The sequence below is a fragment of the Micromonospora sp. WMMA1363 genome (assembly GCF_030345795.1).
Classification (GTDB): domain Bacteria; phylum Actinomycetota; class Actinomycetes; order Mycobacteriales; family Micromonosporaceae; genus Micromonospora.
Genome location: NZ_JAUALB010000004.1, coordinates 108,242 through 134,788, shown reverse-complemented (window position 1 = coordinate 134,788; position 26,547 = coordinate 108,242). Strand labels below are relative to the sequence as shown.

The window sequence follows — 26,547 nt, the reverse complement described above, 5'->3', positions numbered from 1 at the left end:
CAGGTACCGGTACACGTCGTAGCTCCCTTTCCCAACGTGGAGGTGCCGGGCCGAGGTCGGTGCAGCAACACCGCCCGGCCCGGCACGCTTTCCGGCGGTTTACGGGCAGGTGGTGGAGCAGGCGGACTGGCACGTACTGCCACAGCCGTCGTTGGTCATGTAGATCAGGTTGTCGACGGAGTCACCGGCTTCGACGAAGGTGACGTCGAGGTCCCAGTCCTGCGGTGCGGTCCCTGCCGGGGCTGCGTCCGCGGTGACGGACACGGGGGGTGCAGGCGTGTCAGCGGCTCGGATCGGCACAGGAATCTCCTCCTCGGTTCGGGGGTTGAGGGGTCCTCCGCCCGCCCGCGCGGGCGGGGGTATCAGGGCCAGGTGACTGTGACAGTCCCGTGGCGCTTGGTGGTCGACCAGCCGGTCAGGTGCTTGGTGTCGGCACCGGCCGGCAGGTACTCGATGCGGGCGGCGTCGCGGCGGCGGTAGTCGCGGGCCCAGCGGCGTAGCAGCTCGATGTAGCGGGCCGCGACCGTCTCGGCGTCCGGGCCGTGCGCAATGACGCCCGTCTCGAACCCGCCCGTCTCGGGGCTCTCGCGTTTGGTGCGGTACGCGAAACTGCCGCCCTCGATGAGTGCCGGCACGCCGCGGCGCGCGGAGGCGGCGAAGACGCCCTGCTGCACCATGTTCTCGCTGACGTGCAGCATCGGCACCGGTTTCCGGCCGTGGGTGAGCAGGAACAGCTCCAGTTCGTCCGGCAGGTCGAACGGTGCCCCGGACCACCGCTCGATGCCCGAAGAATGCACCGCCTTGCGCAGCGCCGGCACGTCGAAGTCGGCCAGCTCGCAGGTGTCCAGGCGCAGCGTCACCTCACCGGTGATCGGCACCATCTGATCGGTGGCGGCGCCATTGCCCTGCATCGGCACGAACGCGCCGAGCCGGTACCTGTCACCGACCAGCCGATCGCCGTCACGGTCGAACGCGATCAGCCGGGTGATCCCGGCGAAGCGCAGCGGGACCACGATCCGGCCGTGCTCGGACAGCTGATTCCTCCACGCCGGTGGGCAGTCGTATGCCCCCACCGTCACCATGATCACGTCATACGGTCCGTGCTGCGGCACGCCGTGTTCGGCGTCGGCCTGCACCACCCGCACCTGCTCGTAGCCGGCGGCCCGCAGGTTCCTGGTGGCCCGGGTAACGATCTCCGGGTCGATGTCGACCGTGGTCACCGCCCCCCGATCACCGACCAACTCGGCGATCAACGCCGCGTTGTACCCCGAGCTGCCGATTTCCAGCACGGTCATCGCCGGCTCGATCTGCGCCTGCTCCAGCATCACCGCCTGGATGTGCGCCGCCGACACCACACTCGTCTCCCGGCCGGCGTCGTCGACCTTCGGTGCCAGAGTGGTGTTCGGGTCGTACACCCGCGCTAACGGCTCACCCCCGGCGAACAGGTGCCGCGGCACCGTCGCGAACGCCGCCGCCACCCGATCCGAAACAGCCGGATCGGTGCGCAGCGCATCCACCATGGCCGCCCGCAGCACGGCCGGATCCTGCACCGGGTCTTGTACCGAAGTCATCCACATACCTCGCTTTCCTCTACGGCAGGCGCCGGTCGACGTCCTGTCTGCCCATGTCAACCCCGCCGCCGCCGACGGGGGTAGGTCATACGATCGGGTGGATCGCCCCGCCCGGCACCGGGTCACCGCCCGCTCGCCGTGCCGCCGCCGGCAGGGCCGCGGCAACACACACTGGCAGCCACGGCCGCCGCCGCCGCCGTGCCGCCCAGCCAGCGACGACATGACCGCAACGGTGGGCGCAACGTGCGCCGGGACGGCGCGGTCCCAGCGGCGGAACACGCCGATGCACCAACCGCCGGGACTCCAGCTATCACCCGTTCGCTCGTTCCGACAGCCGAGGCTCACATACCCGAACACAGGCTGTGGGTGATCATGAATTCGACGCTCGGTGACGTGCGGCATGCCGAGAACCGTAGGCGCTGAGACGGTAGTGAATATGAATCCGCGGAATATCGCCGGCGGCGCGCCGGCTATCCGTCCAGATGGAAGCGGTTCGACATGCGCCGCAGCCGCTCGCGGGTTGTGGCGCGTTCGGCGTAGACCATCGACCGTAAGGTAGCCCGCGCGACCGGATGATGGCGCACCAGCTGCGGCGCGATCCGTTCCGCCGCCTCCAGCTCGGCCAACGCCTTGTCTCGGTTGCCGTGCCACAGCCAAGCCCGCGCCAGGTCCATGTGATGGGCGCTCTGCCGCGACTTCGGCAGGGCCGCGATCGTTCCGGCTGGAGTGCGGGCACTCAACGTCAGCGCCCGCGCTTGATCGTGCATCTCCACGGCGACCGACACCGCATGCACGGTGACGTTGCCGGCGGAGAACGTCAGCGAATGCCGATCGAGGACCGGCGGTCCCGTCTCGGCGTCGATGCGCTCACTCGCCGTACGGGCCATCGCGATGTGCTCGCCGGCCCGTGCCGCATCGCCGGCACGTGCCGCCGAGATCGCCGCGCGCAGATGCAGCGTGCCCCACGCCCGGACCGCCAGTGCATCACCGCGCTCGTAGGGACGGTCAAGCCCGGCCAGCGCCTTGCCAGTCAAGGTGAGGCAGTCGGACCAGTCCGCGCTCGCCCACATGTCCCACACCCGCATCCAATCCGCCACTGCGGGCAGAACCGGATCACCGGAGAATCGGGCCGCCCACGCGGCGCGTTCGCACGTCATCGCCACCAGTTCCGGATGCCCCAGCGCGTGAGCCGCGGTATGGCCGAACTTGCACAGCACCGCGTAGACCGCGAATGCTTCCTCGCGCTCGCGCTCGCGCCCGGTGGACACCTCCGCCAACGCACGGGCCTCGCGAAGCAGGTCCGGGAGCGCGTTCAGGATAGCCACGTTCGCCGCGGCGTCGCGTAGCCCGTGCAGCCGCGCAGCCGCGCCCCACAGCAGGCGCGAGGAACGCGGACTGCCGTCAAACACCGGGGTAAGGTCGTAGCGGCGCAGTTCCCGCACGATCGCGGCTGCGGCGACCTGCCACTGATTCTCCACCGGCGACACGGAGTACGGCCGCCCGATCAAGTCATTCGGATGAACGTGCAGCTCAGACGCAAGTTTGTTGATCAGACCAACCCGGTCGATCTCCAGGTGGCCGCGCTCCATCTTGGAAATCCAGCCCTGCGTGCGCTGTAGCGCAGCGGCAAGATCGGCCTGGGTCATACCAAGTCGCAGCCGTGCCCGCTTCACGCGCTGACCGAACTCCTCGGCGTCCTCCAACATCCGCGCACCCCTGACGGTCGTCCGATCGGGCTCGACACTCGTACGGTAGTAGTGCCCGGACCGGGGCGGACGCTGGACCGGCCTGGTACGGCGAAGGACGCCGAGCCCACGATGGGCCGACCCCCCGGCCGACCTCGGCTGATCTCGGCCGCCCGATCGCCTCGCCCCGACGGACACCGCACGGGCACCGAGATCGACGGGGATCACCCCAGCGAAGCCGCCCGACGGTGTCGCGCAAGTGCTCCACCTCAGCAGATACCGGACCGGCGACTCAGGGTGGCCGGCATGTAGGGCTGCGTGCATCGGCTGGTCGGGCTGGCCGTGTCCGACGCCTGACGGGGAGGTGATGCCGGCGGCATCATCGATCATGGGCCCGGATAGGTACGTCACGTGGTCTCCAAGCGTGTGCGAGGCGCCTGCGGAGCCGCCCGCCACAGGCAACATCGCGGGCGACCCCGCCCGGTGAGCCGGCACGCCATTGGGCACGGGGGAGCCCGGGGCGTGCGGCGTCGGGTCTGGGTAGGTGGTGATGCCGGCGACATCACCGAATCGGTGTGGCGGGTTACCGCATGGCGGTGAGGGCGAGGTCACCGCGGCCGGCGTCGACGGCGTCGGTGGTGTCGCGCAGGGCCGGGTCGGGGTGCTGGTCGACGATGCGGCGGAGGTGCCGCCGCAGGTCGTCGATGCCGCTGTAGAGGAACGGCGCTAGGTCCAGCGCGTAGACGAGTCCGCACAGCGCTGTGCACTGCTCGTCGGGTGGTTCGTGGCCGGGCCGGCCGGTGGCTGCCTCGCGGATGCGGGCTCGGGCGCGGATCGCCCAGGCGTGGTGTGCCGCGAGGTGGGTGCTGGTGGAGAGTATGCCCAGGCGGCGTCTGGTGGCGGGGCGGAGCACACCGGCGGCGATCATGTCGTCGCGGACCCACTCGTACAGGTGCAGGTGATCGTGTGCCAGTGCCCGCAGCCAGGTTTGGAGGTGGCTGTGTGGGCCGGCGCGGCGGCGGGTGCGGTTGACTGTGGCCAGGGCGGCGTCGCGGAGGCGGTCGCCTGTGGGCTGGCCGGTGGTGGGGGTGATCACTCCTGGGCGGTGCGCCCATACCCGGGTCTGCGGGTCTGGTGCCCAGCCGATCACGACGTGCCGGGTCAGCCACAGGTCCAGCAGGATCGCTCCGGCGAGTCCCATCGTGAGGGCCTGGCGGTGGATGTGGGGTTGGCCGGTGTCGTCGTTGTGGGCGAGCAGGAACACCTCGGCGCAGAGCGGCAGGCGTGCCATCCGGTCAGGGGTGTGCCGTGTTGTTGGCGCCCAGGCGTGCGGTGTCACGACGGCCCGGCCCGGGAGTGTCAAGTTAACGGCTGATCTTGGTTGTTGAGGTGGTCAGTTGTTGGCCGGGGTGAGCCGGCCTTCGAAGGCGATCTGGAAGGCGTTCAGTGGTGCTTTCCAGCGTATGGTCCAGCGTCGGCGGCCGGCTCCGGTCGGGTCGAGGCTCATCAAGGCCATGTAGACGCACTTGAGTGCGGCCTGCTCGTTCGGGAAGTGGCCACGAGCTCGCACGGCCCTGCGGATACGGGCGTTGACGGACTCGATCGCGTTCGTGGAGCAGATGACCTTGCGGATCTCCACGTCGAAGGCGAGGAACGGCACGAACTCCGCCCACGCGTTCTCCCACAGCTTCACGATCGCCGGATACTTACGGCCCCACGCCTCGGCGAACTCGAGGAACCGCTCGGTGGCGGCGTCCTCGGTCGCCGCGGTGTAGACCGGCCGCAGCGCTTTGGCGATCTTGTCCCAGTCCTGCCGGGCGGCGTAGCGGAACGAGTTGCGCAGCAGGTGCACCACACACGTCTGCACGATCGTGCGCGGCCACACCGTCTCCACCGTCTCCGGCAGTCCCTTGAGCCCGTCACAGACCAGCATCAGCACGTCGGCCACGCCGCGGTTCTTCAACTCGGTGAGCACGTGCAGCCAGTACTTGGCGCCCTCGCCGCCGTCACCGGCCCAGATACCGAGGATGTCGCGGTGGCCGTCGACGGTGACCGCCATCGCGAGGTAGATCGGCCGGTTCGCGACCTGACCGTCCCTGATCTTGACGTTGATGGCGTCGATGAACACGACCGGGTAGACCCGGTCCAGGGGCCGGTTCTGCCACTCGGCCATGCCGTCCATGACCTTGTCGGTGATCGTGGAGATGGTCTGCTTCGACACCTCAGCGCCGTAGACCTCAGCCAGGTGCGCGGCGATCTCGCCGTGGGTCAGGCCCTTGGCCGACAGCGACAGGACCATGTCGTCGACGCCGGTCAGACGCCGCTGCCGCTTACGCACGATCTGCGGCTCGAACGTCCCGGCGGCGTCGCGTGGGACCCGCACCTCGACCGGCCCGACGTCGGTGAGCACCGTCTTGGTCCGGCTGCCGTTACGGGTGTTCCCGCTACCCCGACCCGCCGGGTCGTGCTTGTCGTAGCCGACGTGGTCGGTGATCTCCCCATCCAACGCCGACTCGAGGACCCGCTTCGTCAGCTGCTGCAGCAGCCCACCCTCGCCGGTCAGCTTCAACCCGTCACCACGAGCCCGATCGACCAGCATCGCGATCAACTGCTCATCCGTGACCGCACCCACCGGCTCCACGGCCGGCTGTCCCACGGTGGTCTCGGTCGTCATCTGGCGTCTCTCCCTTGATCGGTCGATCAGCCGTTATTTGTACAGTCCCGTCCCCGGCAGCCCCGGCTCCGTCTTCTGGACGTACCGAATCCGCAGCCGCTGCCGAGCCGCGTCACCGATACCGAGCGCGTCCTCCTGCCGGCGGATCTCGGTCAGCTGCGCGGTCTTCTTGTCCTCGTCAGCCGTCCGGTAGTACCGCTGCTTCTCGTGCAGCAACTCGAAGACCTTCTGCCAATCCTCCGGCCGCCACAACACGCAGTGCGGCATCGTCGACGTCGTCGTCCACCACGCCTGCACAAGCGGATGCCACTTCCCGCGACCGGGAGGCTTCGGCATCAGCGGCGCCCCGTCGAACGGGACCTCCGGAACCTCCCGCCAGTCATCGGCGGCGTTCGGGGTCCTGCCGTGTTTACGCTGCTGCGGCGCAGGCCCAGGCATGATCATCACTCCCATTCCGGGACCTCGTATGGCACTGGCCGCTGCCCATTGCGGGTCACGACCACGGAGACGAACCGCACGCCCGTTGCGGGCCCAGAAGCGGTCCTAGAAAGCGGCGAACAACTCTTTCCGGGCAGTCCCAGCGCGGTCTGTCCGGTCCCGGGACTTGGGAGATAGATCGGTATCAGGGCCTGGGTGACTCCGCCGAGTGTTGGTGGAGATGAGCGTGACGGAACAGCGGTATCGGGCCGCCGTCCAGGACGTGCTTGCCGGGCCGACGGGCAGGGACGTCGCCGACTGGTTCGGAGTCTCGTCAGGCCGTTCATCGCTGGCGTTCCGAGTGACCGGCCAACACCGGCGGTGAGGCCAAGGTGCGGCTTCGTCCGCAGCCTGCGGGACCGACAGCCTGCGGGACCGACTTCGCGACCATGGCGCCTGCCGACGCTGTTGACCGCTCTGGCCGACCGCCGCCAGCAAAGTTTGCCGCGATGTTAACTGGCCGTCGTGGCATAGTTCACAATTGGCTGGAAATGCCGTAACGTTCTGTAGGGATGACGGCATGGGTGATATTGGTGGTGACGACTAAACCTCTCGGGGGCAACTGGGCGTAGGCTCGTAGTATTCTCATTCCTCTAGTTGTTGCCGACACCGACCACCCTGACTCATCACCTCGCGGCCGGCCGTGGCCTACCACGATGAGTAATTGTTACAAAAGTTGTAAGGTCTTGATCAGTGTCTTCCCGTGGTGAAGTATCCGTCCGGGATGAGCTTGATGCGACTTCTATTGATGTCGGATCTCAAACACACAAACACACCATGAAAGGTGGTCTTCTTGACCAATCGAAAGCCGCATTCGCGCCTCCGGGTAGCAGGTAGGTCGATAGCAGCATTGGTTGCAGGTGTTGTATTCGCTGTTAATGCAGCAGCACCCGCTCATGCTAAGGAATCTGACCACGCCGCTGCACTTGCGGCGGCCGAAGTCGCATTGAGGTCCTCGGCCGAAAAGACAGGGCTAAAGGTTAAGTGGGACCTGCTGTCCACGCTTACCACGGAGGAACTCAAGGCGATCCCGGACGCAGTGCCGACCAGCGTCAGCGTGGAGGTCACCTCCGAAAAAGCGGTAGAGAAGCCGGTTGACGTTGATCGGGTTTCGGCTGCCAGCGCCGCAACCTGCAAGACGAATGGGGCCACCATCTACTATTGGGGAGGCTTCACTGACGTCAAGCTGTGGCGCTTCACCGAGACTGTGTACTACTGCTACGACTACGGCAAGCGCACCGTTACCAGCATCGCGACCCCGGAAACCACTGGCTACGTCTACGGACCGGGTCAGGTTGAGGGCTGGAAGTATCGAGGCGTCCGGGGCGTTCCCAACAATATTGCCCACAGGGATTCTTTCGGCATCTCCTATTACACGAGCTACGTTCAAGCGTCGTTTGAGCTCTGCACGCTCCGGTTGAGCTGCATCGCAGAGAGTAATCCTTGGATTAGACTCTACAGCTACCGTGATGGATCGGTGCGTGCCGATAAGGGCGGGATCGTGTAGCTTGCAAGAAGCTAGCACTGGGCTTCGGTCCGAGGCCCAGTGCTAGACTGTTTAACATGGGCGATACGGCAGCTAAATCAAGTTCCACTGGCTCGCAGCGGACATTCTTCCGTGCTCATCTCCTCGTCAGCGCCGCAGCAGCCGGTATCCTCCTTTCCGTAGTTGCTTTCGGGGCACCCGGCGGCGCACTCGCCTCCCTAGCCTTTTTGCTGGTCGCGTATCGGCGTCGAGCACCGAAGTGGCTGAGGTGGAGCTTGATCATAGTCTTCGCCCTGCTGTCAGCCTTCAGTGCGTTGGTGTTCGCAGATCACCTTTCTGCTCGGACTCAGCTCGAATGGTTTTCGGTATCCCATTCCTAATCGAACGGCCGGACAGCGGGCCATCCGCTACACGGCCAACTCACACGTCCATGGGACTGACTTGTCACGCAGGTCCTGAGACCCAACAAGTTCCAGCACGGTCGATGCGGTCCGGACGCTGAACCCGCTGAACTCCACCGCCAGCGTCCTCACCGTGTCGGTGATGGTCCGGCCACCAGCGACCGCTGGAGGCCTTCGCGATCGGTGACAGCGCGGCCGGTGACCTCTACCGTCGGGAACCCCGGCACTTCTCCTGCGGCGGTCAACCAGACGACACGGCTCCCGCGTCACCGCCGTCCGGCGTGTGCTCACCACCCTGCTCGCCCAGGTCATCGGCCTGGTCGGCGTGCAGCTCCGCGATCGCCTGCGCGTACCCGTCACGCACGCCGTCCGCCGTCGCCTCCCGCACCAGCAGATACAACCGCTCCAGCGACTGCGTGGTCGGCGTCGCCTGGACGTGCAGCACCAGGTGGAACGCCTCACCGCCCTTGATCTGGAAGTCACCCTCGATCGACTCCCGCTCAGGCTGGGATGCCCGCCCAAACGACGCCGGCGGCCACGACCGGCCGCGTGTCCGCTCCTCCGACTGACTCACGACCGTCCCTGTCCCTCCCCGGGCAGGCCCCGGTAGGTTCGCCGCACACACCACCGCGCGTCTCTCACCGGAACGCCGGGTGAACCTCCTCCGGCCGGTACAGCCGCGGGCGCGCCGCGGCACCCTCGGCGCCGGTCTTGGCCATGTGGCAGTTCCGCTTGCTCCGCCCGGCCCGAACATCCCGCCAGGAATGGATCCAGTCCAGGTTCTGCTGCCGATCGTCCCGCCAGTCACCGTTCTTGTGGTCCAGGTCGGTGCCGCCCGGCAGTCCACACGCGTGGCAGATCTGCTGCGGGTTCAGCCGGAGCGCTTCCTCCCGCCGCTCATCCCAGTCGTCCGGCAGCCGCCCACCGCGCGGCGCCAGATTGGAACGGCCGAACGGCTGCCGGTCCGACCCGGCCCGGCCACCCTCCTCGAAGGGGCCCCGAACACGACTCACCACACCGCTCACCCCCGATCGGGCACGAAAAAAGCGGCCCCTGCCCATCCTGGGTAGAAACCGCCAACGTGGAAATAATGAGCGGCCTAAGGGCTGCTGTCAATCAGCTTCGCCGCGAAGTTGCTCGCGTCACGTTTCGCCCCGAACCGGTGGGCCACCACCGACGATGCCCCCGAAACTCACCGACCGGATGAAGCTCCATCACGCGATCCGCACGCCGACCGCTACCCACACCGTCTCAGACATCGATGCGGCTATTACATTGCTGGGCATGGTCCGACCCCGCCACCTCGCCGCCGTCGCCCTCATCGCCGCGCTCGCCGCCTGTAGCGGCAACACACAGGCCACCGCGGACCAATCCCCCACCACCTCGCCGCCAACAGCGCCGTCTCCCACGGCGAGTGCACCGCCCCCGTCCCATCCCTGCCACCGCCCCCGGTGGACGGTGGCAGCTACGACAGCCCACTCCGGCTCGTCAACGCGCTCGTCACACGCGGCATCGCCTGCCTGGACTACGCGGCGGTCACCGATCCGATCGGCGCGGTCGCTTCAGGTAGCTGCCATGTCGCCGACAAGGAGTACATGATCGGCATCTACGAGTCCGCAGCCCAGGCCCGCCAACACCCCAAAGACCTGGCCATACTTCTTGACGGCGTCGCCGAGATGAATCTCGTCCTCGGGAAAAACTGGACGATAACCTGCCCGGACAAGCCCACCTGCCAGGCAGTAGCCGAATCCCTCGGTGGAGAAATCTTCCACCAGGACGCCTGACCCGGTCGGCCACGCCAAGACGCGCGCCGGCCCCGGCTGGTCTGGAACGTCCCGGGGCCATCTGACGCCTGCGTTCCGCAGCTCGGCGTCGATATAGTCCGCAAATCTGGGCTGTGAGCTGGGCAAACGCCGGTGGGCCCGGTGACATGGCGTGTCACTAGGCGGCGGTGTTGTCGCTGGTCAGGCGGTTGTGGGTGTCGCGTCGAAGATCCGGGGTGGCTCGGCGATCTTCAGCTTGGTGAGCAGGGTCTTCTGGGGCTGGGACAGCTTGGTGCGCTGGGCGAACGTGCCGGCGGGGCCGGTGAACACGCCCAGGTGCAGACGGTCGATGTCGGTGCGGATCGCGGTCCAGGTGCGGCCGGTCTCGGTCTCGGCGACGCGGATCAGCAGCAGGGCCAGCCAGCAGAGCAGGATGTGGGCGCGGATGCGGTCCTCGCGGCGGTGGAACACCGGGCGCAGGTCGAGGGTGGTCTTCATGTCGCGCCAGCCGCGTTCGACTTCGAGGAGCTGTTTGTAGCCCAGGGCGATGTCCTCGGCCGACAGTGTCGGGTCGGAGCAGCGCAGCAGGTACTTGCCGTCCAGGCGCTGCTCGGCTTTGACCTTGGCCTGGTCGAGGCGGAGCAGGCCTTTCGGGGTGACGCGCAGGAACCGGTTCAGGCCCGGCTTGGTGGAGATCACGCCGCGTAGTTCGGCGCGTTTGGTGGCCGGCAGCCGGTCGGTGTCGTCGATCAGGTCGGTGAGCTGGGCCAGTAGCCGGGTCCGGACGGCGGCGTCGCGGTCGGCGGCTTCCGGGTTGTAGCAGATGACGAACCGGTCGTCGGTGTCGATGTTGACTTCCTTGACCTGCAGGTTGTCCGCGACGGTGGCGTAGCGGCCCTGCCTGGACAGCGCGGCGTCGGCTTCGGTGGTGCCGGCGCGTAGCTTCTCGCCGAGGATGTAGTGCCCGCCGCCCTGTTGCAGGAAGCGGCGGTTCTCGGCGGAGGCGAAGCCGCGGTCGGCGACCCAGACGATGCGGGCCAGGCTCCACTCGCGCATGTCGGTCTTGACCTGCCGGATCAGGGCCGAGTCGCTGGTGTTGCCGGGCCAGCACCACACGCGGACGGGGATGCCGGTACGGGTGACGGCCATCCCGACCACGACCTGGGGAAGGTCGTCGCGGGAGTCCTTGCTCTTGCCATGGGTGCGGAACCCGGCCTGCTTCACTGCCGCGGGGTCGTCGGCGTCGACCGGTTTGCCCAAGGCGTCGCGCCACAGCGGTTCGTCGGCCTCGTCGAGTTCGAAGTAGGTGCTGGTGGTGTCGAAGAACAGCAGGTCGACCTCAAGGTTGAGCAGGTCGGCGATCTGGTCGTAGACGCCGCGGGTCAACGCGGGCTCGACCTCGATGAGCTGGTCCATCGCCCGATAGCAGGCGTCGTCGGTGACGTGGGGCAGGCCGGGCAGGTGCACGTCCTGGCAGACCCAGTCGGCGGCGGCCAGCTTGCTCGACGGGGCCAGTGCCCGGTTGGCGACCAGCGCGAACAGCACCCGTTCGACGTCGATCTCCCGCCGGGACGAGCCGACCAGCGGCCGCAGGACGGTGTCGATGCGCAGCCGGCGCCACAGCCCATCGAGCAGCCACGCCCCGCCCAGCGGACGGGACTCGACGAACGACAACCCGGCCGGTGAGGCCGCGGCGAGGGCGTCGGCGGGGGCAAGCAGTCGCGACAACGCCTCGACGAGGCGGCGGATCCCGGCGACGTCGAGCTGGTCCTCACGGCCGAACGAGTACAGCACCCGGGTCTTGGACGCCTTCGCGGCCGGGTCCCACTCATTGTGGGCCAGTTGCAGGTAGCGGATCGTCTGCCCGTCGCGGGTCTTACGCGTCGACGCTTTCACGTACACGAGGCACGACCGTACACCGACTATGCGTCAACGCATAGATCAGCAGCTCAGACAAGTTATCCACAGGCAGGCGTGTCACTAGGCGTTTTCGCCGTTCCCACCAGGTCGAAACGTCCTGACCTGCACCTTCACACCGCGACGCCGACTATATCCCGGGTTCCACAGATCAGGTGGCTGGCTAGTCCGCGAAATCGCGGGTTGAGCTGGGGAAACGTGGGTTGGCCCGGTGGCGGGGCGTGTCACTAGGCCGGGGTGTTCGTGCTGGTCAGGAGGTTGCGGGGGTGGCCTCGAAGACACGGCGGGGCTCGGGCAGGCCGAGGGCGGTGAGGATCTTCTTCTGGCCGGTGGTGAGTTCGGTTCGCTGGCGGAAGGAGCCGGCGGGGCCGGTGAAGGTGCCCAGGTGAAGGCGTTGGAGTTCGTCACGGACGGCGGGCCAGGTCTGTCCGGTGCGGGTCTCGGTGATGCGGATGAGCAGCAGGGCGAGCCAGCAGAGCAGGACGTGGGCGCGGATGCGGTCCTCGGCTCGGTGGTAGACCGGCCGCAGGTCGATGATCGATTTGGGTGCGGCTCTGGTGAGGTGCGGCGACACGCTGTGTGGCCTGGGGATGTGTTACTGGTTGTGATGGTGAAAGGGATCCTCCCGCTATGTTCGTCGGTTGCGAGACACGAACATCAGCAAAGAGGGAGCCCGGTGCAAGAGTACGCATCCGAGACGGCGGACGATGCTTTCGCCGGCTCATCCGTGCGGTTCGGCGCGATGGTGGACTTCCTGTCCGGTGAGCATGCGGCGGGGATGACTCACGCCGAACTGGAGGAGCGGCTGCATACCGATGGCATGCGGTTGCTGTGTCAGTTGTTGCAGGACAGTCTGGATCTTCGTGCCAGTCGGGAGGAACGGCTCGACGAGGTGACCGACGCCGATAGCCATCTGCGGGGGTGGGCCGAGCGGGGGCGGCAGCGGACGCTGGCCACCCGGTTCGGTGAGGTGGTGGTGACGCGTATCGCCTACCGGGCGCGGGCGCGGGCCGATCTGAACCCGGCGGACGCGGTGTTGAACCTGCCCGTGGAGAAGCACTCGCATGGACTGCGCCGGTTGGCCGCGGCCGAGGCGGCCCGCGGCTCGTTCACCGACGCGGCGGCCGCGATTGAGCGGGCCACCACGGTGCGTATCGGGAAACGGCAGGTCGAGGCGTTGGCCGCCGCAGCGGCGATAGATGTGGATGCCTTCTACACCGCCCACGCCCCGGACTGGTCGGCCGATGATGATGTGCTGGCGTTGTCCTTCGACGCCAAAGGGGTGGTGATGCGCCCCGACGGGCTCCGCGCGGGCGGGCTTGTAGAGAGATCTGTGTAACGGATTGAGGTGAATATCCGTTATGGCCGGTAGGAGCCGGTCGGCGCAGATAGGACAAGTGTGATGACTATGTCGATGATCAACCCGCAGGACCAGGACCTGGTGGACACCGACGAGCTGCGTGGGTTGCGGGAACGGCTCTCCGCTGACGGGCCGAGGCTGCCCCTGGCCGAGCCGGTACTCGACGAGGAAGCCGCGAAGCGGGCCGCCCGGAAGGCGGTCGCGGACCTGGTCGACGATCAGGCGATGGACGCGGTGTTGGCGCAGATCAAGGGCGACGGGCTGCGGTTGACCGGGCCGGGTGGGTTCCTGTCCGAACTGGTCAAGGCCGTGTTGGAGCGTGGGTTGCGGGCGGAGTTGACCGAGCATCTCGGCTACGGCAAGCATGATCCGTCCGGTAAGGGGTCGGGGAACTCGCGGAACGGGCACACGCCGAAGACGGTGCAGACCGAGGTCGGACCTGTCGAGGTGAAGGTGCCGCGGGATCGGGCGGGCACGTTCACCCCGGTGCTGCTGCCGAAGAACGCCCGCCGTCTCGGGGGCCTGTCGGATGTGGTCATCTCGTTGTACGCGGGTGGGATGACGGTACGCGACATCTCCCACCATCTGCATCGGGTGTACGGCACCGAGGTCGGCCCGGACACCATCTCCACCATCACCGACGAGGTCCTCGACGAGGTGAAGGCGTGGCAGACCCGGCCCCTCGATGAGGTGTATCCGATCGCCTACGTCGACGCGCTGATGGTGAAGGTCCGTGACGGCGGCACGGTGCGCAACAAGGCCTGCTACCTGGTCGTCGGTGTCGGCGTCGACGGGGTCAAGCACGTCCTCGGGATCTGGGTCCAGCAGACCGAGGGCGCGAAGTTCTGGATGCAGGTCTGCACCGAACTGCGTAACCGGGGCGTACGAGATGTCCTCATCGCCTGCTGCGACGGGCTCACCGGCCTACCCGAGGCGATCGAGGCCGTCTGGCCGCACACCACCGTGCAAACCTGCGTGGTGCACCTGATCAGAGCGGCGATGCGGTTCGTGTCCCACAAGGACCGGCGGGCGATGGTCACCGCCCTCAAGGACATCTACACCGCGCCCACGGTCGAGGCCGCCGAGACCGCCCTGCTCGCCTTCGCCGACAGCCCTCTCGGCAAGCGGTACCCCGCCGCGGTCGCCGTCCGGGAACGCGCCTGGGACCGCTTCTGCCCGTTCCTGGCCTTCCCACCCGAGGTGAGGCGGATCATCTACACCACCAACGCGATCGAGTCGTTCAACTACCAGATCCGCAAAGTGATCAAGAACCGTGGACACTTCCCCACCGACGACGCCGTGGTCAAACTGATCTGGCTGGCCATCGCCGATATCGAGGACAAACGCGCCCGCCAACGCGCCGCCGAGGCCGGCAAGCCCCGCACCCAGGCCCGACAGGCACCGCCCCGTCTCGTCGAGGGCGCCGGCGTCCACGGCTGGAAGCAGGCCCTCAACTCCCTCGACATCTTCTTCCCAGGCCGTATCCCCATCGATGTCCGATAGTTAGACAGAGTAGGGCGTTACACAGACAATCGGACAGGCTCGCGCGGGCACCGCCAAGGCCGCGGTCAGCCAGAAACTGGCCGGCCGCCGGTCCAAGGGCGAGAAACGCAACCGCAAGCGGATGTGCGAGGTCGCCGCGGTCTTCGACGTGACCGGCAAGCCGCGCACCATCGCCGACATCCTGCCCGAGGACCCCGAAGCGGCCCAAACTGCTACCCCGGCGCCGGTCACCTCCGGCAAGTGGCTGCACGCCAGCGTGACCGACGACGCCGCGGCGGTGATCGCCGCCGGGTTCGCCGAGGCCGACCGCCGCGACCCCGACCACGCTCGGACCTGGATCGCCCTGGTCGACGGCAACACCCACCAGATCGACCGGATCCACGCCGAGGCCAAAACCCGCAAGATCACCTTGCCGGTTGTTGTGGACTTCATCCACGTCATCGAGTACCTCTGGAAGGCCACCTGGTGTTTCCACCCGGAGGGCGACCCGAACGCCGAACGGTGGGTCCGCGCCCAGGCCCGGCAGGTGTTGGCCGGACGGGCCGGCATAGTCGCCGCAGCCATCCGACGCAAGGCCACCTACCACGGCCTGGACGACTCTGCTGCCCAATTCGGTTCAGGCGGCGAGGGCGTGATCGAGGCGTTGGAGGTTGCTGGTCCGGGCTGTTGGTAGGGGGTGGTCGGTCCACCAGGTGTGGAGTCGGACGAGGTTGAGGGCGATCGCGGAGAACACGTGTTGGAGGCGGGTTTTCGCGAGGCCGCGGTAGCGGGTGTGGCGGATGCCGGTGATGTCGAGGGCCTGGTTGATGGTGCCTTCGACGCCGGCGCGCAGCTTGTACTTGTCGTGCCAGCTGTCGCTGGTCTGTCGGGTGCGGGCAGCGGTGAGGGCGTGGTGGAGGTCGCGGGGGTAGAAGGTGAGTTGCCGGCCGCCGCGTTTCGCGGTGGTGCACTGGGCGCGGGCGGGGCACGGGCCGCAGGTGGTGGTGGGGAACTTGACCACGATGACCTCGGTGCCGCGTTGGACCGTGGGGCTCCAGGAGGTGTTGGTGTGTCCTTGGGGGCAGGTGACCTGCCGGGTGTCGAAGTCGATGGTGAAGCAGGTCTTGTCGTAGCCGGTGCGGGCACGGGCCTGGGCGGACTGGTCGAGCAGGGCCGGGGTGACCATGGTGACGCCGAAAGTCTGCGCGGTGGCGATGGTGTCGGCTGAGGGGTAGCCGGAGTCGAGGTAGTGCTCGGCGGGCAGCAGCCGGCGGTCGTGCAGGTGCTGGTGGATGCCGGTGGTGGCTTTCACGTCGGGGACGGTGGCCGCCGTGGTGGCCACGTTGACGATCAGGTTCGGTGTCGGCCGGGGACCGGTCTGGCCGTCGTGGTCGCTGGTGGTGCCGTGCTCGGTGTCGGGGTCGCAGGTCTCGGTCAGGTGGACCTTGTAGCCGTTCCAGAACAGGTCGTCGCCTTTTGCGGCCCACCGGGTGTCGGTGTCGTACGGGGAGGTGATCCGGGATCTGGCGGGCGGGAGACCGTCCGTGTCCGCCTCCCGCCGCCGGATCACCTCCCGCCCCCTGCTGTCGGTGGTGATCAGATAGTTCTGCACCAGCACGGTGCGCAGCGTCCGCACCGCGGGCAGTTCGGCCAGCCAGACCGGGGCGGCAGGGGCGAACACCGCGCGCAGCAGGGCGACGGCGTCGGTGCCGTAGACCTGGGCGAGGCGGTCCCGCTTGGCCTGCGAGGCGGGTAGCCGCCAGGAATCGATGCGTGGCCCGCTACCGGTGCGCCCACTCGCCGACGTCGATAGCGGTGGCCAGCCAGTCCGGTGCGGCCACCGACAACGTTTCCAGGCAGGCCCGTACCGACTCGCCGGCCACCTCCAGACGGTTGAGGTCTCGCACCGCGCTGATCACGTGAGTGGAATCGGTGCGCTGCTTACCACCAGCCGCGATCAGGCCCTTGCCGGTCGACACGGTCAGCATCGCGGTGAAGACCTGTTCTTCCAGGCCGTGCTCGACCAGCCGGGTACGGAACTTGGACAGCACGCTGGCGTCGAAGCCGGGATCGGTCAGCTCCAGGCCGAGCGCGTACTTCCAGTCGATCGCCCGGGCGACCATCCGCGCGGCCTGCCGATCGGTCAGGTTCTCCGCGAACTGCAACGCGGTCACCAGCGCTAAGGCGCCCGGCGATTCGGCCGGAGCGCCCCGGACACCGAACGCGGCAGCGAACTGTTCGTCGGTGAACACCTCACCCAGGTGGTCACGCGCTGATATCGCCACGCTGCCGTTCGGGAACGCCGCGCGGGCCACCAGCACCGTCTGATCAGGAATCTGGACCCGCGACCGCGGCTGCATCGACACCCGTACACCCCATCCCGCAGCCACCGACGGAAGGAACACGACCGCGAACAGGGATCATGACCCCGTAACCGGCCAGTACGAACGATCCCGACGGCGTGTCACGAATTCGGCAGCAGAGTCCTGGACCCCAGCAAACGCAAACCCGCCGATGTCGCCGCCGCCTACCTGCTGGCCAAAAAACCGTACCTGGACTACCCGACCGCGCTGGCCAACGGGTGGCCGATCGCCACCGGGGTGATCGAAGGCGCCTGCCGCCACCTGGTCAAAGATCGTATGGACGTCACCGGCGCCCGCTGGGGCCTCGACGGCGCCGAAGCAATCCTCAAACTCCGCACCCTGATCAGCAACGGCGACTTCGACCAGTACTGGACCTGGCACCTGGCCCAGGAACAACAACGCATCCACAACAGCCGCTACCTCGGCGGTGCCATCCCACAATAGACGATCACCTCAGAGGAGCCGCACCCTAACCAAACCGCTGCAACTCATCGCCTGGATACGACACCCTCGTCTCCTCATCCATCCTGGAGTATTCGGCGCACGAGCCGGTCGTGGCGGCCGGGCGGCACCTCCGAGCACACCCGCCCGACCACCACACCCCCCCAAGGCCGCTCCGGCAGGCATGACGAGGCGACACACAGGGGTCTGGGGCAGCGCCAAAGCCACTGCACCGCCCCGGGTCACCCGCCGCCGCTGCCCTCATAGCGACCGACGGCGGGGATGTCCTCATTGAACTTTGAGACATCCTAAAAAGCAACACCTTCAACTAAGGATGTCTCTATCGAAACTGCGTTCAGGCAAAGTTGACTCCCGAGCGACAAGCCCAACGGCGACACCCCTCCTGGGTGCGCGTATCATTTGAGTGAGACATCCCTGTGAGGAGGCGACCGTGGCCGATCTAGTCGGACTGGACCCCGTTCGACGTAGTTTCGCCCGTTTGTTCTTTACTCTGCGCACTCGCGCGCAGGTGACGCAGGATCGAGCCGCGAAGGAACTGGAACTTGGCCGCGCCACGATCCTTCGGCTGGAGACAGCCGAGGACGGCGTGAAATTGCCTGTTCGACTGGTCGACGCGATGGCTGATTTGTTCGGCGCCGACGACAAGGAACGCCAACTCCTCCTCGCGCTCGCCGCCGAGACACGTAACGGTCGACAACAGTCCTGGTGGCAGAACTACACCAGCTCCGAGGTACCAGCCTGGTTCAGTCTCTATCTGTCGCTGGAGGAGTTCGCGAAGCGCATCCGTGTGCATTTCGGGGATCTGCTTCCCGGCCTGGTCCAGGAGCCGGCGTACGCTCGTGCCGTCATCAGCGTCCCGCCGGGCAGGGAACCGCGCGAGGAAGTGGAACGCCGCGTCGAGTCTCGGCTACACCGTCAGCGACTACTGGAACGCAGCTCAGTCGTTTTCGAGGCCATCGGCTCTGAAGGAGCGCTACACCGAATGGTCGGGGGAGCCGACACCATGAGGCGGCAACTGGAACGAATCCTGCGTCTGACCGAACGCGACAACGCCAGCGTGCGGATCATTCCCTTCGGGACCGGCGTGCACGCCGGCATGGCCGCCTCCGATTTCACACTGCTCGACTTCCCTGAAACAGCAACAGCCGCCAACGGAAACGGTTCGGCAATGAATGACTCCATCGCCGAACCCGCGCTCGCCTACGTCGAAACCTTCACCGGCGCCATGTACACCCAAACCGTCAGCGACGTAGAGGCCTATGACGCCGTGTGGAAGGACCTGAAGGAACGGGCGCTCACGGCGGACGACTCCAGAGCGCTGATCGAGGAACGCTTGAAGGAGATGATGCGATCGAAAGCACAGGAAAGGTCCCGCTAAACGAGCTGGGCCGGCGTTGCCCAGGATTTTTCCCCGTGGGTGCGCTCGCATTGCTCCCTCGGATAACGGTTTCGTACTCTCATTCGACGATGTAAGGACACAACGATGGTAAAGCTGGTCAGGCCCGGAGAACTGGTCGGAGCCCGATGGTTCAAAAGCAGCAGAAGCAACAACGGTCAGGGATGCGTTGAGGTCGCCCTCAACCTCGCCGGCGCCGTGTATATGAGGGACACAAAGGACAACGGCGAGGGTCCGATCCTGCACTTCACAGACGCCGGATGGGATGCGTTCGTAGGCGCTGTCAAGAAGAACAACTTCGGCAAGTGACCCTGGTGGCATCGAACGATGCCACCCAGGACCACACTGCCCCGTTCGTGCGGTGATGCCGGCAGCATCACCGATGCTGGCGGCCCGCCTTGTTCCTGCGACCCGACGCTGCGGTCGGACGCCGACCCTGGATCAGGACATCGATAACCAGCACAGTATCGCAGACGGTAGCCGGCATCAGCGGTGTCGGCTACCGACGTCTCCGCGTTGCTCAACACGAGTCCGTCCGTGACGCTGGCAGTGGTGACCGGCGTGCGCCGCGTCTACCTGCCGCTCCGGCATCCTCACCCGGCCGCTCGTTGAGGGCCATGGGAGTGTCTGCCCGTGATGCCGGCGGCATCATCAGCGGGGGTGACCATCCCGCCGGGTCGCCCGCGACCGACGTTGCTCTTGCTGGCGTTCGGCGGCTCTTGGCTGAACGCGCTGCCTGTGGCTCTGTGGTGTATCGGTCATGGTCGGCGATGGCAATATGGGTCGTCGTGCCGTCGCCGATCGCAGTGACTAGCATCGTGTGCGCGTCGTCGTAGTCCAGCGGCGTCACTTCGACCTTCATCGCCCACGCGGCTAGTTCGAACGTCGGCGGTGGTGTCCACGCCCACAGCACTCGTGCCGAGGTCAGTTCGGCTGGCTTGCGGCGACGCCATGCTTGGAAGGTGTCAGTGCGCCAGATCAGTAGCGGCACGTCGCGGTCCGCGCCGTCGCGCTGCGCGCCGTCGCCGATGATCGCGAGGACGGCGCCGATGGTGGCGTCGAGGGTGTCGCGGACGGGTACGCCGTGGGCCTCGGCGCCGCGGCGCAGGTAGTGGACGCTGACCGCATCGGGCGGCAGGCCGAGCACGACACGGCCGGAGGTTTCCGTCCGCCCGTACTCGATGTTGGTGTTCAGCCCCGGCAGGTCGGGCATCCGGCGTGGTACCCAGAACATGATGACGTCGGCGACGGCCATCCAGCGTTCCTCCCAGTCCTGGGAGATGTAGCCGGCCTGCGGCCGGTGGCGGTCGCGGGCCTCGGGGACGAACACGACGAGGGTTCCCGGCCCGGTCCAGCCGTCGACGATCAGGTGTAGCGCTTCGGGTCGCCACGACGGCGCGTCGGGATCGCGGGGCATCGGCCCGGCGACGAACATTGACGCCTGCCAGGCGCCGGGCGGTTGCTCGCCGGCGTACACGACGACCGTCTTTCCCATGGGGGTTCTCCTTGCTGCTGGGTGGCTGGTCATCAGAGCTGGATGCCGACACGTTCGCACAGGCCGCGCAGCTCGGCCCAGCCCGAGCCACGCCGGGCCCGGTCCAGGGCGCCGCGCAGGGTTTCGGCCACGATCGGGGAGCTGCGCACGCGCTGCGGCGCGAGGCGTTCGCCGACCAGGAGCATCCGCACTGCCTCGGTGTCCTTGCCGGTATTCGACAGGGCGCGGGCGAGGTCGATGTAGAACGCGACCTGCCGGGACACGGCCGGGACGAGGTGCGGGGTCACGCCGCGGGCGATGTGCACGGCGTGGCCGGGATCGTTGCCGTCGGCTTCCATGCTGATGCGCCAGAAGTCGATGTTGGTGGGGCCGAAGTTGAGGCCGAGCGCGTCGGATTGGCCGGTGCGCGCGGCGATGTCGGCGGCCTCGGTGACCGCGGCGGCGGCGCCGTCGATGTCGCCTTGGGCGTACTTGGCGAACCCGGACAGGGTGACCAGCTGTCCGAGCAGTTCGAGGCCGCCGGGCTTGGCCAGGTGCCCTTGCAGCGCGGTGGCGCCCTGCTCGGCGATGATCTGCGCGCGGGTGTAGAGGCCGATGCCGCTGGCGGCGTGGGCCTGCGACCAGGCGGCCATGCCCAGCATGATCGGGTCGTCAAGGGCGGTCGCGGCTTGCCGGGCGCGGTCGGCCACGAGTACGGCGGAGGCGGGTTCGCCGAGGTATCGGATGACGAACGAGGCCGCGTCGGCGGTGATCACCAGGGCCTTGAGCGCTTCGGCGCGTTGGCTGCCGGCGGCTGCGGCGTGCAGACCCGCCAGGAGTTCGGGTAGGAGGCGGGCGGCACCGAGGTAGTCGCAGCCGAACCGCAGCGCGGCCACGGTGTCGAGCTGTTGCAGCAGCGGCGGGAGCGGTCCGGCCGCGACGGTGGCCGGGTAGTCGAGGTCGGCTTCGATGATCGCCTTGGTGATGCCGTGGATCGCCTCGCGGGACTGGCCCTTGTCACCGGGCAGTACCCCGGTCGTGGTCAGGTCGGACAGCGGCACCCGCAGCGCGGTGGCGATCTCGGCGAGGACGAACCGGTTGTCGGCCGACCGCAGGCCGTTCTCGATGCGCGACCACGTGGTGTGGCTTATCCGGGCGACGCTGGCGGCGTAGCGGATCGACCAGCCGCGCTGCTGGCGCAGCAGTTTGATGCGATCGCCGATCGGTTCGTCGGAGATCAGGCGCGGTGGCCGCATCACTTTCCTTCCCTTGTGGACGATCGACTTGTCTGGTCATCGCCTGCCACCAGGGTAGACGTTGCGGTGCCACTTGGCACCAGTCATGTCCGTCGATGGGACTACGGTCGGCCCACGGGACGTGGTGGTCCGTGACACGAGCCTCCGGGCCGCTGCACCCGGACCCTGCCGGAGTCGGAGGTGGACTATGGGCCAGCACCGCGTCACGTGGTCGTACGAGCGGGGGCGTGAGGTGTGCTCCTGCGGCGGTGACCTGCCGTGCCCGGCCGCTGCCCTGGCCGCCCCGACCCAGCAGCTGCATTCGCTGATCGGCGACCGCGCCGGCGTCGCGCCGCTGCTGTCGTCTGCCTGGCGACGCCTGCTCGCCATGCGGTCCTGAGCCGGGGGCACGCCCGGGTACGGCGCCGACCGCACCCCGGACCGGGCCCGGCGTGCCCCCGCCTCAACGGACCTGCACCGGGGCCCAGAAGCAGGGGTGTCCCGTCCCTGCTGGCGATAGCGAAGGAGCGATCATGGAAACCACACTCGATCCCGCGGCCGTTGGCGCCCGCGCCGCCGAGATCCTGAGCCAGATGCAGGCTCACAAGCTCTGGGAGCGGTTCACGACCAGCAGCATGAAGTACAGCCCGTGTTGGGCGACCTACACCGGCATGCCCTCCATCAGCCGGTTCAACCTGGACTCGGATGGGCAGCCGCTGTTGGTCGAGGCGATGCGGGCGCTCGCGCTCAAGGCTGCCGTGTTCGAACTGTCGGGCGGCGACGAGAAGGTCGCCGAGCTGCTGCTGTCGTTGCCCGTCGACGACATGGTTCACGCCGTCCTGGCCCAGCACACCGTCATGTCGTGGATCGAGCGTGACCTCGGGGTGCTGTTCCCGCACGACACCGACTTGGAGGACTTCACCTACACCCGCGGGTGCGTCACCGACGTGTACTACGCCGCGGCCGGCTGGGGCGAGCAGCCGGTGCGCTACTGGCTCGACTCCCGCGAGGTCAACCGGCGCATCGCCCACCTCAACGAGCTGTACGGCACCGTCGGCATCACGGCGGGCGGCCGGTCGCATGACATCGACTTCGACGCCATGTTCGGCGACGACGCCGAGCGGGTGGCCGTCTAAACCCTGGCCATCTCGACCGACAGCACCCGGCGCAGGATCTTCACGACCTCGCCGGGTGCGAACCTCTCCCCGGCGATCCGTTCCAGCCGAGCCACCACGGTGAAGATCCGGTCCGGGCCGGTGGTCCGCAGATGCGCCACCATCCACGCGCTCAGATCATCCAGCGAGTCGGGCAGCACGAGCGCTTCCTGCGGTGGCTCAAGGACTTGGAGATGCGCCAGGTCCGGCAACGGCTCACGAGCCGATGCGTACGCCCCGGGCGGCATCCCCACCCGGTACGGGTGCACGCACACCGGGGTCCCCGAAGGGGTCGCCCGCCAGCCGAGCCGCTGGTTGAACGCCAGTTCACGGGCGGGCCGGGCGACGACGTCGAACCGGCCGGGCGCGAGCAGCTGCGCGGGGCAGATCCCGCACGTCTCTTCGCACCAGCGCTCCAGCGGACCTTCCACCCTCACATCGTAGGGGCTGAACAGGAGGTATTGGCGATGACGATTTTCGCGCCGCCCCGGGCGCCGGTCGTCGAGGACGCCCTGGCGGTGGCTAAGCAATGGTGCGCGGGGCGCACGATCGACGACCGGCCCGCGCTCACCCACGCCGCCCGCGTCGCCGTCACCGTCGGCGAACACCAGCCTGACGTGGACGCCGACGTCGTGGCCGCCGCGCTGCTGCACGACGCGCCCGAGTTCGCGCCCGCCACCCTGGACCTCGACGGGTTCCTCGACGATCGGTTCGGCGCGGAGGTCCGCCGGCTGATCCGGGGCATGCAGTCCGAGCACGATGCCATCGACCGCCAGGAGCCGGTCATCCCCGACCCCGCCGACGGCCACCTCATGCTGCTGTCAACGGCGGACAAGGTCGTCGCCCTGCGGTCGCTGCTGCGCCGGGCGGGCCTGTCCGGCGACGTCACTGCGTTCTTCGCCCGCCGCCGTCCGCTGCTTGACCTGCTCGCCTTCTTCCGCACCTTCCAGCGCACGAGCGTCGACGCCGTACCCGCAAGCCTCAGCGCGGCTCTCGACACCGTTTTGGTCGACCTCGCCGAGGCCACAGCGGCGGTCTCCAGATCATGAGCCCACTCGATGTGCCCCAGCTCAACGCGGTCTGCGAGGAGCTGTGCCAGCGCGCGGGCCTCGCCGCCCCAACCAGGCGTGAGGCCATCCGGGTGTGGGAACTGTCCGGAGTGCAACGGCTCACCCTGGCCGACGGCCACACCGTGATCGTCAAATACGCCATGGCGCCGTTCACCGGAGAGGCCCGGGTACTGCGGGCCGCCGCCGACGCCGGGGTACCCGTGCCCGCCGTCCTCGCCGCCACAATCCACGACAACAGGCTGGTCATGGTCATGGATGATCTCGGGGATCCCGTACGCGAGCCCGATGACATCGACGGTGCGGCGGCTGCTGCGGCCTTGCACCAGGCCACGATCGAGCCTGGTGGCCTGCACGTGTGGGGCGAAGCCCAGCTCGCAGACATCCCGTCCAGCGCGATCGCGCTGCTGACCGGGTTACGGGCCGATGGCCGGCTCCCCGGCGCTGCGGACCTCCTGCGGCCCCTTGACCTGCTCGCCCGGGATGCCCGGCGCCTGGTTTCCGGTGCCGAAACCCCGCCGTTCGGCGTCGTGCACGGCGAGTTCCACCCGACCGCGCTACACATCGGGCGCCACGGCGTACACATGATCGACTTCGCCATGGCCTATGTCGGACCAGGCATCTTCGACCTCGCGACCTGGCAAGGCACCCGGCAGCCACCCGACACCGCCCGCATCGACACCCAACTTCACGCGTACATCCACGCAGGCGGCGACCCACGCGTGCTCGACCCTCGCGGCGGCCAACCCGCCGACGTGTGGGCACTGGGCTGGCATCGCCTCTGGAGCGCCGCCTGGTTCCTACGCCAGGCCGCATCCGCCGCCGATGACGCCGACGACGTTCGCGTGGAACAGATCATCCGCCGACAGGTCACCAGCGCGGCCGGGCTGCTACGTAGCTGTCGCCGTTGCCACCGGACTTGGTGGCCTTGATACCCGGCGGTATTCGGCCAGCTCGGTGGCTTTCACTGCCGGTTTTCCGGGCGTACTCCCTACTCCAGTGTCGGGCAAGGCGCAGCGGTTGGACTCGAAGTGCGGACAGGGGATCGTGTATACGGTGGCCGACGTTGAGGGATTGCATGCAGATCGTCTGGTGGCAGAGGTGATGTCGAGGAGAGTGATGCCGCCGGCATCACCGTGGTGGTTGGGGTGATAGGCCGGTCCGGGTGATGCCGCCGGCATCAGGCACCAGATACCTGAGGCACCGGGGTGCCTACCCGGCGACGACAAATTCGTCGGGACGCCCGCCGCGACTCTCGCGCTTGGTGCGGTACGCGTGCACCCCCCGTGGCGGGCGGGCCAGCTCGGCGCGAGCTTCGGGGGCTCATCCATCAGCCGATTTGCCCATCGGGCGCGATCGTTGCCGGCGTGGCCGTACCGGTGATGCCGGCGGCATCGAGCTACTGCGGTTGTCGGGTGGGGGTGTGGTCAAGGAGGTGTAGCGCGGTGGTTACCTGGCCTTGCGTCCGGGGCGCCACGTGCTGGTGGCGGGGTAGTACAGCACGGTGGCGCCGATCTGCGTCCATCGGCCCAGGCGTACCGGTGTTTCCTTGCTGATCATGAAGCCGCAGCTCTGGTAGTAGGTGACCAGCGGTGGCCGGGTGGTCCGGATGACGAGGACAGCGCCGCGGGCGTCAGCGCGCCGTTGCAGCCAGTGCAGGAGGCGTCGACCGGCTCCGCCGCTGCCGTAGAGGTCCATGCCGTACCAGCGTTCCGGGCGGTGATCGGCCGACAGCGGCTGGGTCCACCGGATGGCGAGTTCACCGTGGGGGCCTTCGCACCAGTGCGGCACCCACCCACGTTCGGGGTGTTGGAGCCGTCGCTGCCAGACTCGTCGGATCGCCACCTGTCCCGTCGCGACTGCGATGATCACGGCTGGTATCACGGCCAGCGGCAGCACCAGCAGTTCCGGGGCCCATGGCATCAGCATCGTGGCGATGATCCCGGCGATGCCGGCGCCGGCAGCACCGACCACGGCGGCGATGCCCAAGGGGCCGCGCCATCCGTGCCGCAGGGTTCCCCAGCGCCATCGACGGATCATGAAGTGCAGTAGCCGCGCTTGGTCGGCGCGGGGAATGCCGGTGTGGAAACGCCACCCGTCATCGTGCTCCACTGTCGCCTACCGTTCGTCCTCGGCTGCCTGGAAGTTGTGCAGCCGAGGACGCTACCCGGCCGATGGACTCATCATCCACAACCTCAATCGGGGTACCGGCGCCCCTCGCCGCGCGAGCCGGTCGTGGGTGGCCGGGCGGGGTGGTGGCGCGGTTACCCGTTTCGTCCTACGGTGCTGAGGCAGCGCACCCATCGGCGCCACATGGTGCAGGCCGGGTACGCCTGCGATCTGATGCGGGAAGGGACTGTGCGGTATGACGCGATCGTTGCCCAGGGTGGTTGCCCCGTTGTTCTCGCCCGCGGCGCTGCTGCCGATGGGGGAGCCTGGCGGGGTGAGCTATCCGATGGCGCATGCGCCGGGTCGGCGTCGCCCGTATGGGGCGAGTCTGGCGGTGCCGATGCCGGTGCAGGGTAAGCACCACACCACCGCCACCTCTCCGCGCACGAACATGGCGACGGAGACGTCGTC

26 protein-coding genes and 2 pseudogenes are annotated in these 26,547 nt (G+C 67.9%); 12 read left to right on the top strand and 16 right to left on the bottom strand.

Features of this window, described 5'->3' with window-relative positions; all coding sequences use genetic code 11:
- Positions 1 to 99: 99 nt before the first annotated feature.
- The 6 genes from QTQ03_RS28730 to QTQ03_RS28705 form a co-directional block, all read right to left on the bottom strand.
- Entirely contained in the window at positions 100 to 300 is a 201-nt protein-coding gene (locus QTQ03_RS28730) for an FxLD family lanthipeptide (protein ID WP_289281069.1), read from the bottom strand.
- Positions 301 to 362: 62 nt separating this feature from the next.
- On the bottom strand, positions 363 to 1,571 hold the full coding sequence (gene fxlM, locus QTQ03_RS28725) for a methyltransferase, FxLD system (protein ID WP_289281068.1): 1,209 nt from the start codon (positions 1,569 to 1,571) through the stop codon (positions 363 to 365).
- Between the two features lie 470 nt (positions 1,572 to 2,041).
- Entirely contained in the window at positions 2,042 to 3,277 is a 1,236-nt protein-coding gene (locus tag QTQ03_RS28720; protein WP_289281067.1) for a helix-turn-helix domain-containing protein, read from the bottom strand.
- 562 nt (positions 3,278 to 3,839) lie between these two features.
- Positions 3,840 to 4,547, bottom strand: coding sequence for a GOLPH3/VPS74 family protein (locus QTQ03_RS28715; protein ID WP_289281066.1), 708 nt, complete (start codon positions 4,545 to 4,547; stop codon positions 3,840 to 3,842).
- A gap of 102 nt (positions 4,548 to 4,649) precedes the next feature.
- A complete protein-coding gene (locus QTQ03_RS28710) occupies positions 4,650 to 5,855 on the bottom strand; it encodes an IS256 family transposase (protein ID WP_289280776.1) in 1,206 nt (401 codons plus the stop codon).
- A gap of 108 nt (positions 5,856 to 5,963) precedes the next feature.
- Entirely contained in the window at positions 5,964 to 6,368 is a 405-nt protein-coding gene (locus QTQ03_RS28705; protein WP_289281065.1) for a phage terminase small subunit, read from the bottom strand.
- 832 nt (positions 6,369 to 7,200) lie between these two features.
- Between QTQ03_RS28705 and QTQ03_RS28700 the strand changes: the two genes are divergently transcribed.
- Complete coding sequence (locus QTQ03_RS28700; protein ID WP_289281064.1) at positions 7,201 to 7,914, top strand: hypothetical protein; 714 nt, start codon at positions 7,201 to 7,203, stop codon at positions 7,912 to 7,914.
- A 621-nt stretch (positions 7,915 to 8,535) separates the two neighbouring features.
- Here QTQ03_RS28700 and QTQ03_RS28695 read toward each other — a convergent pair.
- Both QTQ03_RS28695 and QTQ03_RS28690 read right to left on the bottom strand, forming a co-directional pair.
- Positions 8,536 to 8,868 (bottom strand): hypothetical protein, encoded by a 333-nt coding sequence (locus QTQ03_RS28695; protein WP_289281063.1) that lies wholly within the window; start codon positions 8,866 to 8,868, stop codon positions 8,536 to 8,538.
- A gap of 64 nt (positions 8,869 to 8,932) precedes the next feature.
- Positions 8,933 to 9,307: a hypothetical protein gene (locus QTQ03_RS28690; RefSeq protein ID WP_289281062.1), complete on the bottom strand. Its 375-nt coding sequence runs from the start codon at positions 9,305 to 9,307 to the stop codon at positions 8,933 to 8,935.
- A gap of 438 nt (positions 9,308 to 9,745) precedes the next feature.
- On the opposite strand from QTQ03_RS28690, the gene QTQ03_RS28685 reads away from it, so the two are divergent.
- Positions 9,746 to 10,078, top strand: coding sequence for a hypothetical protein (locus QTQ03_RS28685; protein ID WP_289281061.1), 333 nt, complete (start codon positions 9,746 to 9,748; stop codon positions 10,076 to 10,078).
- A 180-nt stretch (positions 10,079 to 10,258) separates the two neighbouring features.
- Here QTQ03_RS28685 and QTQ03_RS28680 read toward each other — a convergent pair whose 3' ends face one another.
- On the bottom strand, positions 10,259 to 11,959 hold the full coding sequence (locus tag QTQ03_RS28680; RefSeq protein WP_289281060.1) for an IS1634 family transposase: 1,701 nt from the start codon (positions 11,957 to 11,959) through the stop codon (positions 10,259 to 10,261).
- Between the two features lie 265 nt (positions 11,960 to 12,224).
- A pseudogene (locus QTQ03_RS28675) lies at positions 12,225 to 12,518 on the bottom strand (IS1634 family transposase); the annotation flags it as partial.
- 132 nt (positions 12,519 to 12,650) lie between these two features.
- On the opposite strand from QTQ03_RS28675, the gene QTQ03_RS28670 reads away from it, so the two are divergent.
- From QTQ03_RS28670 to QTQ03_RS28660, 3 genes are all read left to right on the top strand, one after another.
- Positions 12,651 to 13,313: a hypothetical protein gene (locus tag QTQ03_RS28670; RefSeq protein WP_289281058.1), complete on the top strand. Its 663-nt coding sequence runs from the start codon at positions 12,651 to 12,653 to the stop codon at positions 13,311 to 13,313.
- 246 nt (positions 13,314 to 13,559) lie between these two features.
- Complete coding sequence (locus QTQ03_RS28665; RefSeq protein ID WP_502889892.1) at positions 13,560 to 14,837, top strand: IS256 family transposase; 1,278 nt, start codon at positions 13,560 to 13,562, stop codon at positions 14,835 to 14,837.
- A 121-nt stretch (positions 14,838 to 14,958) separates the two neighbouring features.
- Positions 14,959 to 15,510, top strand: a complete 552-nt coding sequence (locus QTQ03_RS28660; RefSeq protein WP_289281057.1) for a hypothetical protein — start codon at positions 14,959 to 14,961, stop codon at positions 15,508 to 15,510.
- Here the strand turns inward: QTQ03_RS28660 and QTQ03_RS28655 are convergent.
- Entirely contained in the window at positions 15,454 to 16,497 is a 1,044-nt protein-coding gene (locus QTQ03_RS28655) for a transposase (protein WP_289277557.1), read from the bottom strand. The genes QTQ03_RS28660 and QTQ03_RS28655 overlap by 57 nt on opposite strands.
- A 100-nt stretch (positions 16,498 to 16,597) precedes the next feature.
- A complete protein-coding gene (locus QTQ03_RS28650) occupies positions 16,598 to 17,176 on the bottom strand; it encodes a transposase (protein WP_289281138.1) in 579 nt (192 codons plus the stop codon).
- 120 nt (positions 17,177 to 17,296) lie between these two features.
- Between QTQ03_RS28650 and QTQ03_RS28645 the strand changes: the two are divergent.
- The 3 genes and pseudogenes from QTQ03_RS28645 to QTQ03_RS28635 all read left to right on the top strand — a co-directional run.
- Positions 17,297 to 17,623 (top strand): annotated as a pseudogene (locus QTQ03_RS28645) (ISKra4 family transposase); the annotation flags it as partial.
- 448 nt (positions 17,624 to 18,071) lie between these two features.
- Positions 18,072 to 19,019 (top strand): helix-turn-helix domain-containing protein, encoded by a 948-nt coding sequence (locus QTQ03_RS28640; RefSeq protein ID WP_289281056.1) that lies wholly within the window; start codon positions 18,072 to 18,074, stop codon positions 19,017 to 19,019.
- Between the two features lie 105 nt (positions 19,020 to 19,124).
- Entirely contained in the window at positions 19,125 to 19,346 is a 222-nt protein-coding gene (locus QTQ03_RS28635) for a DUF397 domain-containing protein (protein ID WP_289281055.1), read from the top strand.
- 211 nt (positions 19,347 to 19,557) lie between these two features.
- Here QTQ03_RS28635 and QTQ03_RS28630 read toward each other — a convergent pair whose 3' ends face one another.
- Together QTQ03_RS28630 and QTQ03_RS28625 are read right to left on the bottom strand one after the other, a co-directional pair.
- The gene (locus QTQ03_RS28630) at positions 19,558 to 20,532 is read right to left on the bottom strand and encodes a hypothetical protein (protein ID WP_289281054.1); all 975 of its coding nucleotides are present in this window, start codon (positions 20,530 to 20,532) and stop codon (positions 19,558 to 19,560) included.
- Between the two features lie 32 nt (positions 20,533 to 20,564).
- Entirely contained in the window at positions 20,565 to 21,767 is a 1,203-nt protein-coding gene (locus QTQ03_RS28625) for a helix-turn-helix domain-containing protein (RefSeq protein WP_289281053.1), read from the bottom strand.
- A gap of 187 nt (positions 21,768 to 21,954) precedes the next feature.
- Between QTQ03_RS28625 and QTQ03_RS28620 the strand changes: the two genes are divergently transcribed.
- Positions 21,955 to 22,146, top strand: a complete 192-nt coding sequence (locus QTQ03_RS28620) for a hypothetical protein (RefSeq protein WP_289281052.1) — start codon at positions 21,955 to 21,957, stop codon at positions 22,144 to 22,146.
- A gap of 133 nt (positions 22,147 to 22,279) precedes the next feature.
- Complete coding sequence (locus QTQ03_RS28615; protein WP_289281051.1) at positions 22,280 to 22,882, top strand: hypothetical protein; 603 nt, start codon at positions 22,280 to 22,282, stop codon at positions 22,880 to 22,882.
- On the opposite strand, the gene QTQ03_RS28610 is transcribed toward QTQ03_RS28615, so the two are convergent.
- On the bottom strand, positions 22,879 to 23,337 hold the full coding sequence (locus QTQ03_RS28610; RefSeq protein ID WP_289281050.1) for a hypothetical protein: 459 nt from the start codon (positions 23,335 to 23,337) through the stop codon (positions 22,879 to 22,881). The genes QTQ03_RS28615 and QTQ03_RS28610 overlap by 4 nt on opposite strands.
- 30 nt (positions 23,338 to 23,367) lie before the next feature.
- Here QTQ03_RS28610 and QTQ03_RS28605 point away from each other — a divergent pair, with 30 nt between their 5' ends.
- Both QTQ03_RS28605 and QTQ03_RS28600 read left to right on the top strand, forming a co-directional pair.
- Positions 23,368 to 23,949, top strand: coding sequence for an HD domain-containing protein (locus QTQ03_RS28605; protein WP_289281049.1), 582 nt, complete (start codon positions 23,368 to 23,370; stop codon positions 23,947 to 23,949).
- Positions 23,946 to 24,899 (top strand): protein kinase family protein, encoded by a 954-nt coding sequence (locus QTQ03_RS28600; RefSeq protein ID WP_289281048.1) that lies wholly within the window; start codon positions 23,946 to 23,948, stop codon positions 24,897 to 24,899. Before QTQ03_RS28605 ends, QTQ03_RS28600 begins: the two co-directional genes overlap by 4 nt.
- A 517-nt stretch (positions 24,900 to 25,416) precedes the next feature.
- Here QTQ03_RS28600 and QTQ03_RS28595 read toward each other — a convergent pair.
- The gene (locus QTQ03_RS28595) at positions 25,417 to 26,079 is read right to left on the bottom strand and encodes a GNAT family N-acetyltransferase (RefSeq protein ID WP_289281047.1); all 663 of its coding nucleotides are present in this window, start codon (positions 26,077 to 26,079) and stop codon (positions 25,417 to 25,419) included.
- Between the last annotated feature and the right edge of the window lie 468 nt (positions 26,080 to 26,547).

Coding starts and splice junctions, on each gene's coding strand:
- fxlM (WP_289281068.1), bottom strand. CDS start 1,571: ATGACTTCGGTACAAGACCCGGTGCAGGATCCGGCCGTGCTGCGGGCG.
- QTQ03_RS28720 (WP_289281067.1), bottom strand. CDS start 3,277: ATGTTGGAGGACGCCGAGGAGTTCGGTCAGCGCGTGAAGCGGGCACGG.
- QTQ03_RS28715 (WP_289281066.1), bottom strand. CDS start 4,547: ATGGCACGCCTGCCGCTCTGCGCCGAGGTGTTCCTGCTCGCCCACAAC.
- QTQ03_RS28710 (WP_289280776.1), bottom strand. CDS start 5,855: ATGCTGGTCGATCGGGCTCGTGGTGACGGGTTGAAGCTGACCGGCGAG.
- QTQ03_RS28705 (WP_289281065.1), bottom strand. CDS start 6,368: ATGCCTGGGCCTGCGCCGCAGCAGCGTAAACACGGCAGGACCCCGAAC.
- QTQ03_RS28665 (WP_502889892.1), top strand. CDS start 13,560: ATGGACGCGGTGTTGGCGCAGATCAAGGGCGACGGGCTGCGGTTGACC.
- QTQ03_RS28660 (WP_289281057.1), top strand. CDS start 14,959: ATGTGCGAGGTCGCCGCGGTCTTCGACGTGACCGGCAAGCCGCGCACC.
- QTQ03_RS28650 (WP_289281138.1), bottom strand. CDS start 17,176: ATGCAGCCGCGGTCGCGGGTCCAGATTCCTGATCAGACGGTGCTGGTG.
- QTQ03_RS28635 (WP_289281055.1), top strand. CDS start 19,125: ATGGTAAAGCTGGTCAGGCCCGGAGAACTGGTCGGAGCCCGATGGTTC.
- QTQ03_RS28630 (WP_289281054.1), bottom strand. CDS start 20,532: ATGGGAAAGACGGTCGTCGTGTACGCCGGCGAGCAACCGCCCGGCGCC.
- QTQ03_RS28625 (WP_289281053.1), bottom strand. CDS start 21,767: ATGCGGCCACCGCGCCTGATCTCCGACGAACCGATCGGCGATCGCATC.
- QTQ03_RS28620 (WP_289281052.1), top strand. CDS start 21,955: ATGGGCCAGCACCGCGTCACGTGGTCGTACGAGCGGGGGCGTGAGGTG.
- QTQ03_RS28615 (WP_289281051.1), top strand. CDS start 22,280: ATGGAAACCACACTCGATCCCGCGGCCGTTGGCGCCCGCGCCGCCGAG.
- QTQ03_RS28605 (WP_289281049.1), top strand. CDS start 23,368: ATGACGATTTTCGCGCCGCCCCGGGCGCCGGTCGTCGAGGACGCCCTG.
- QTQ03_RS28600 (WP_289281048.1), top strand. CDS start 23,946: ATGAGCCCACTCGATGTGCCCCAGCTCAACGCGGTCTGCGAGGAGCTG.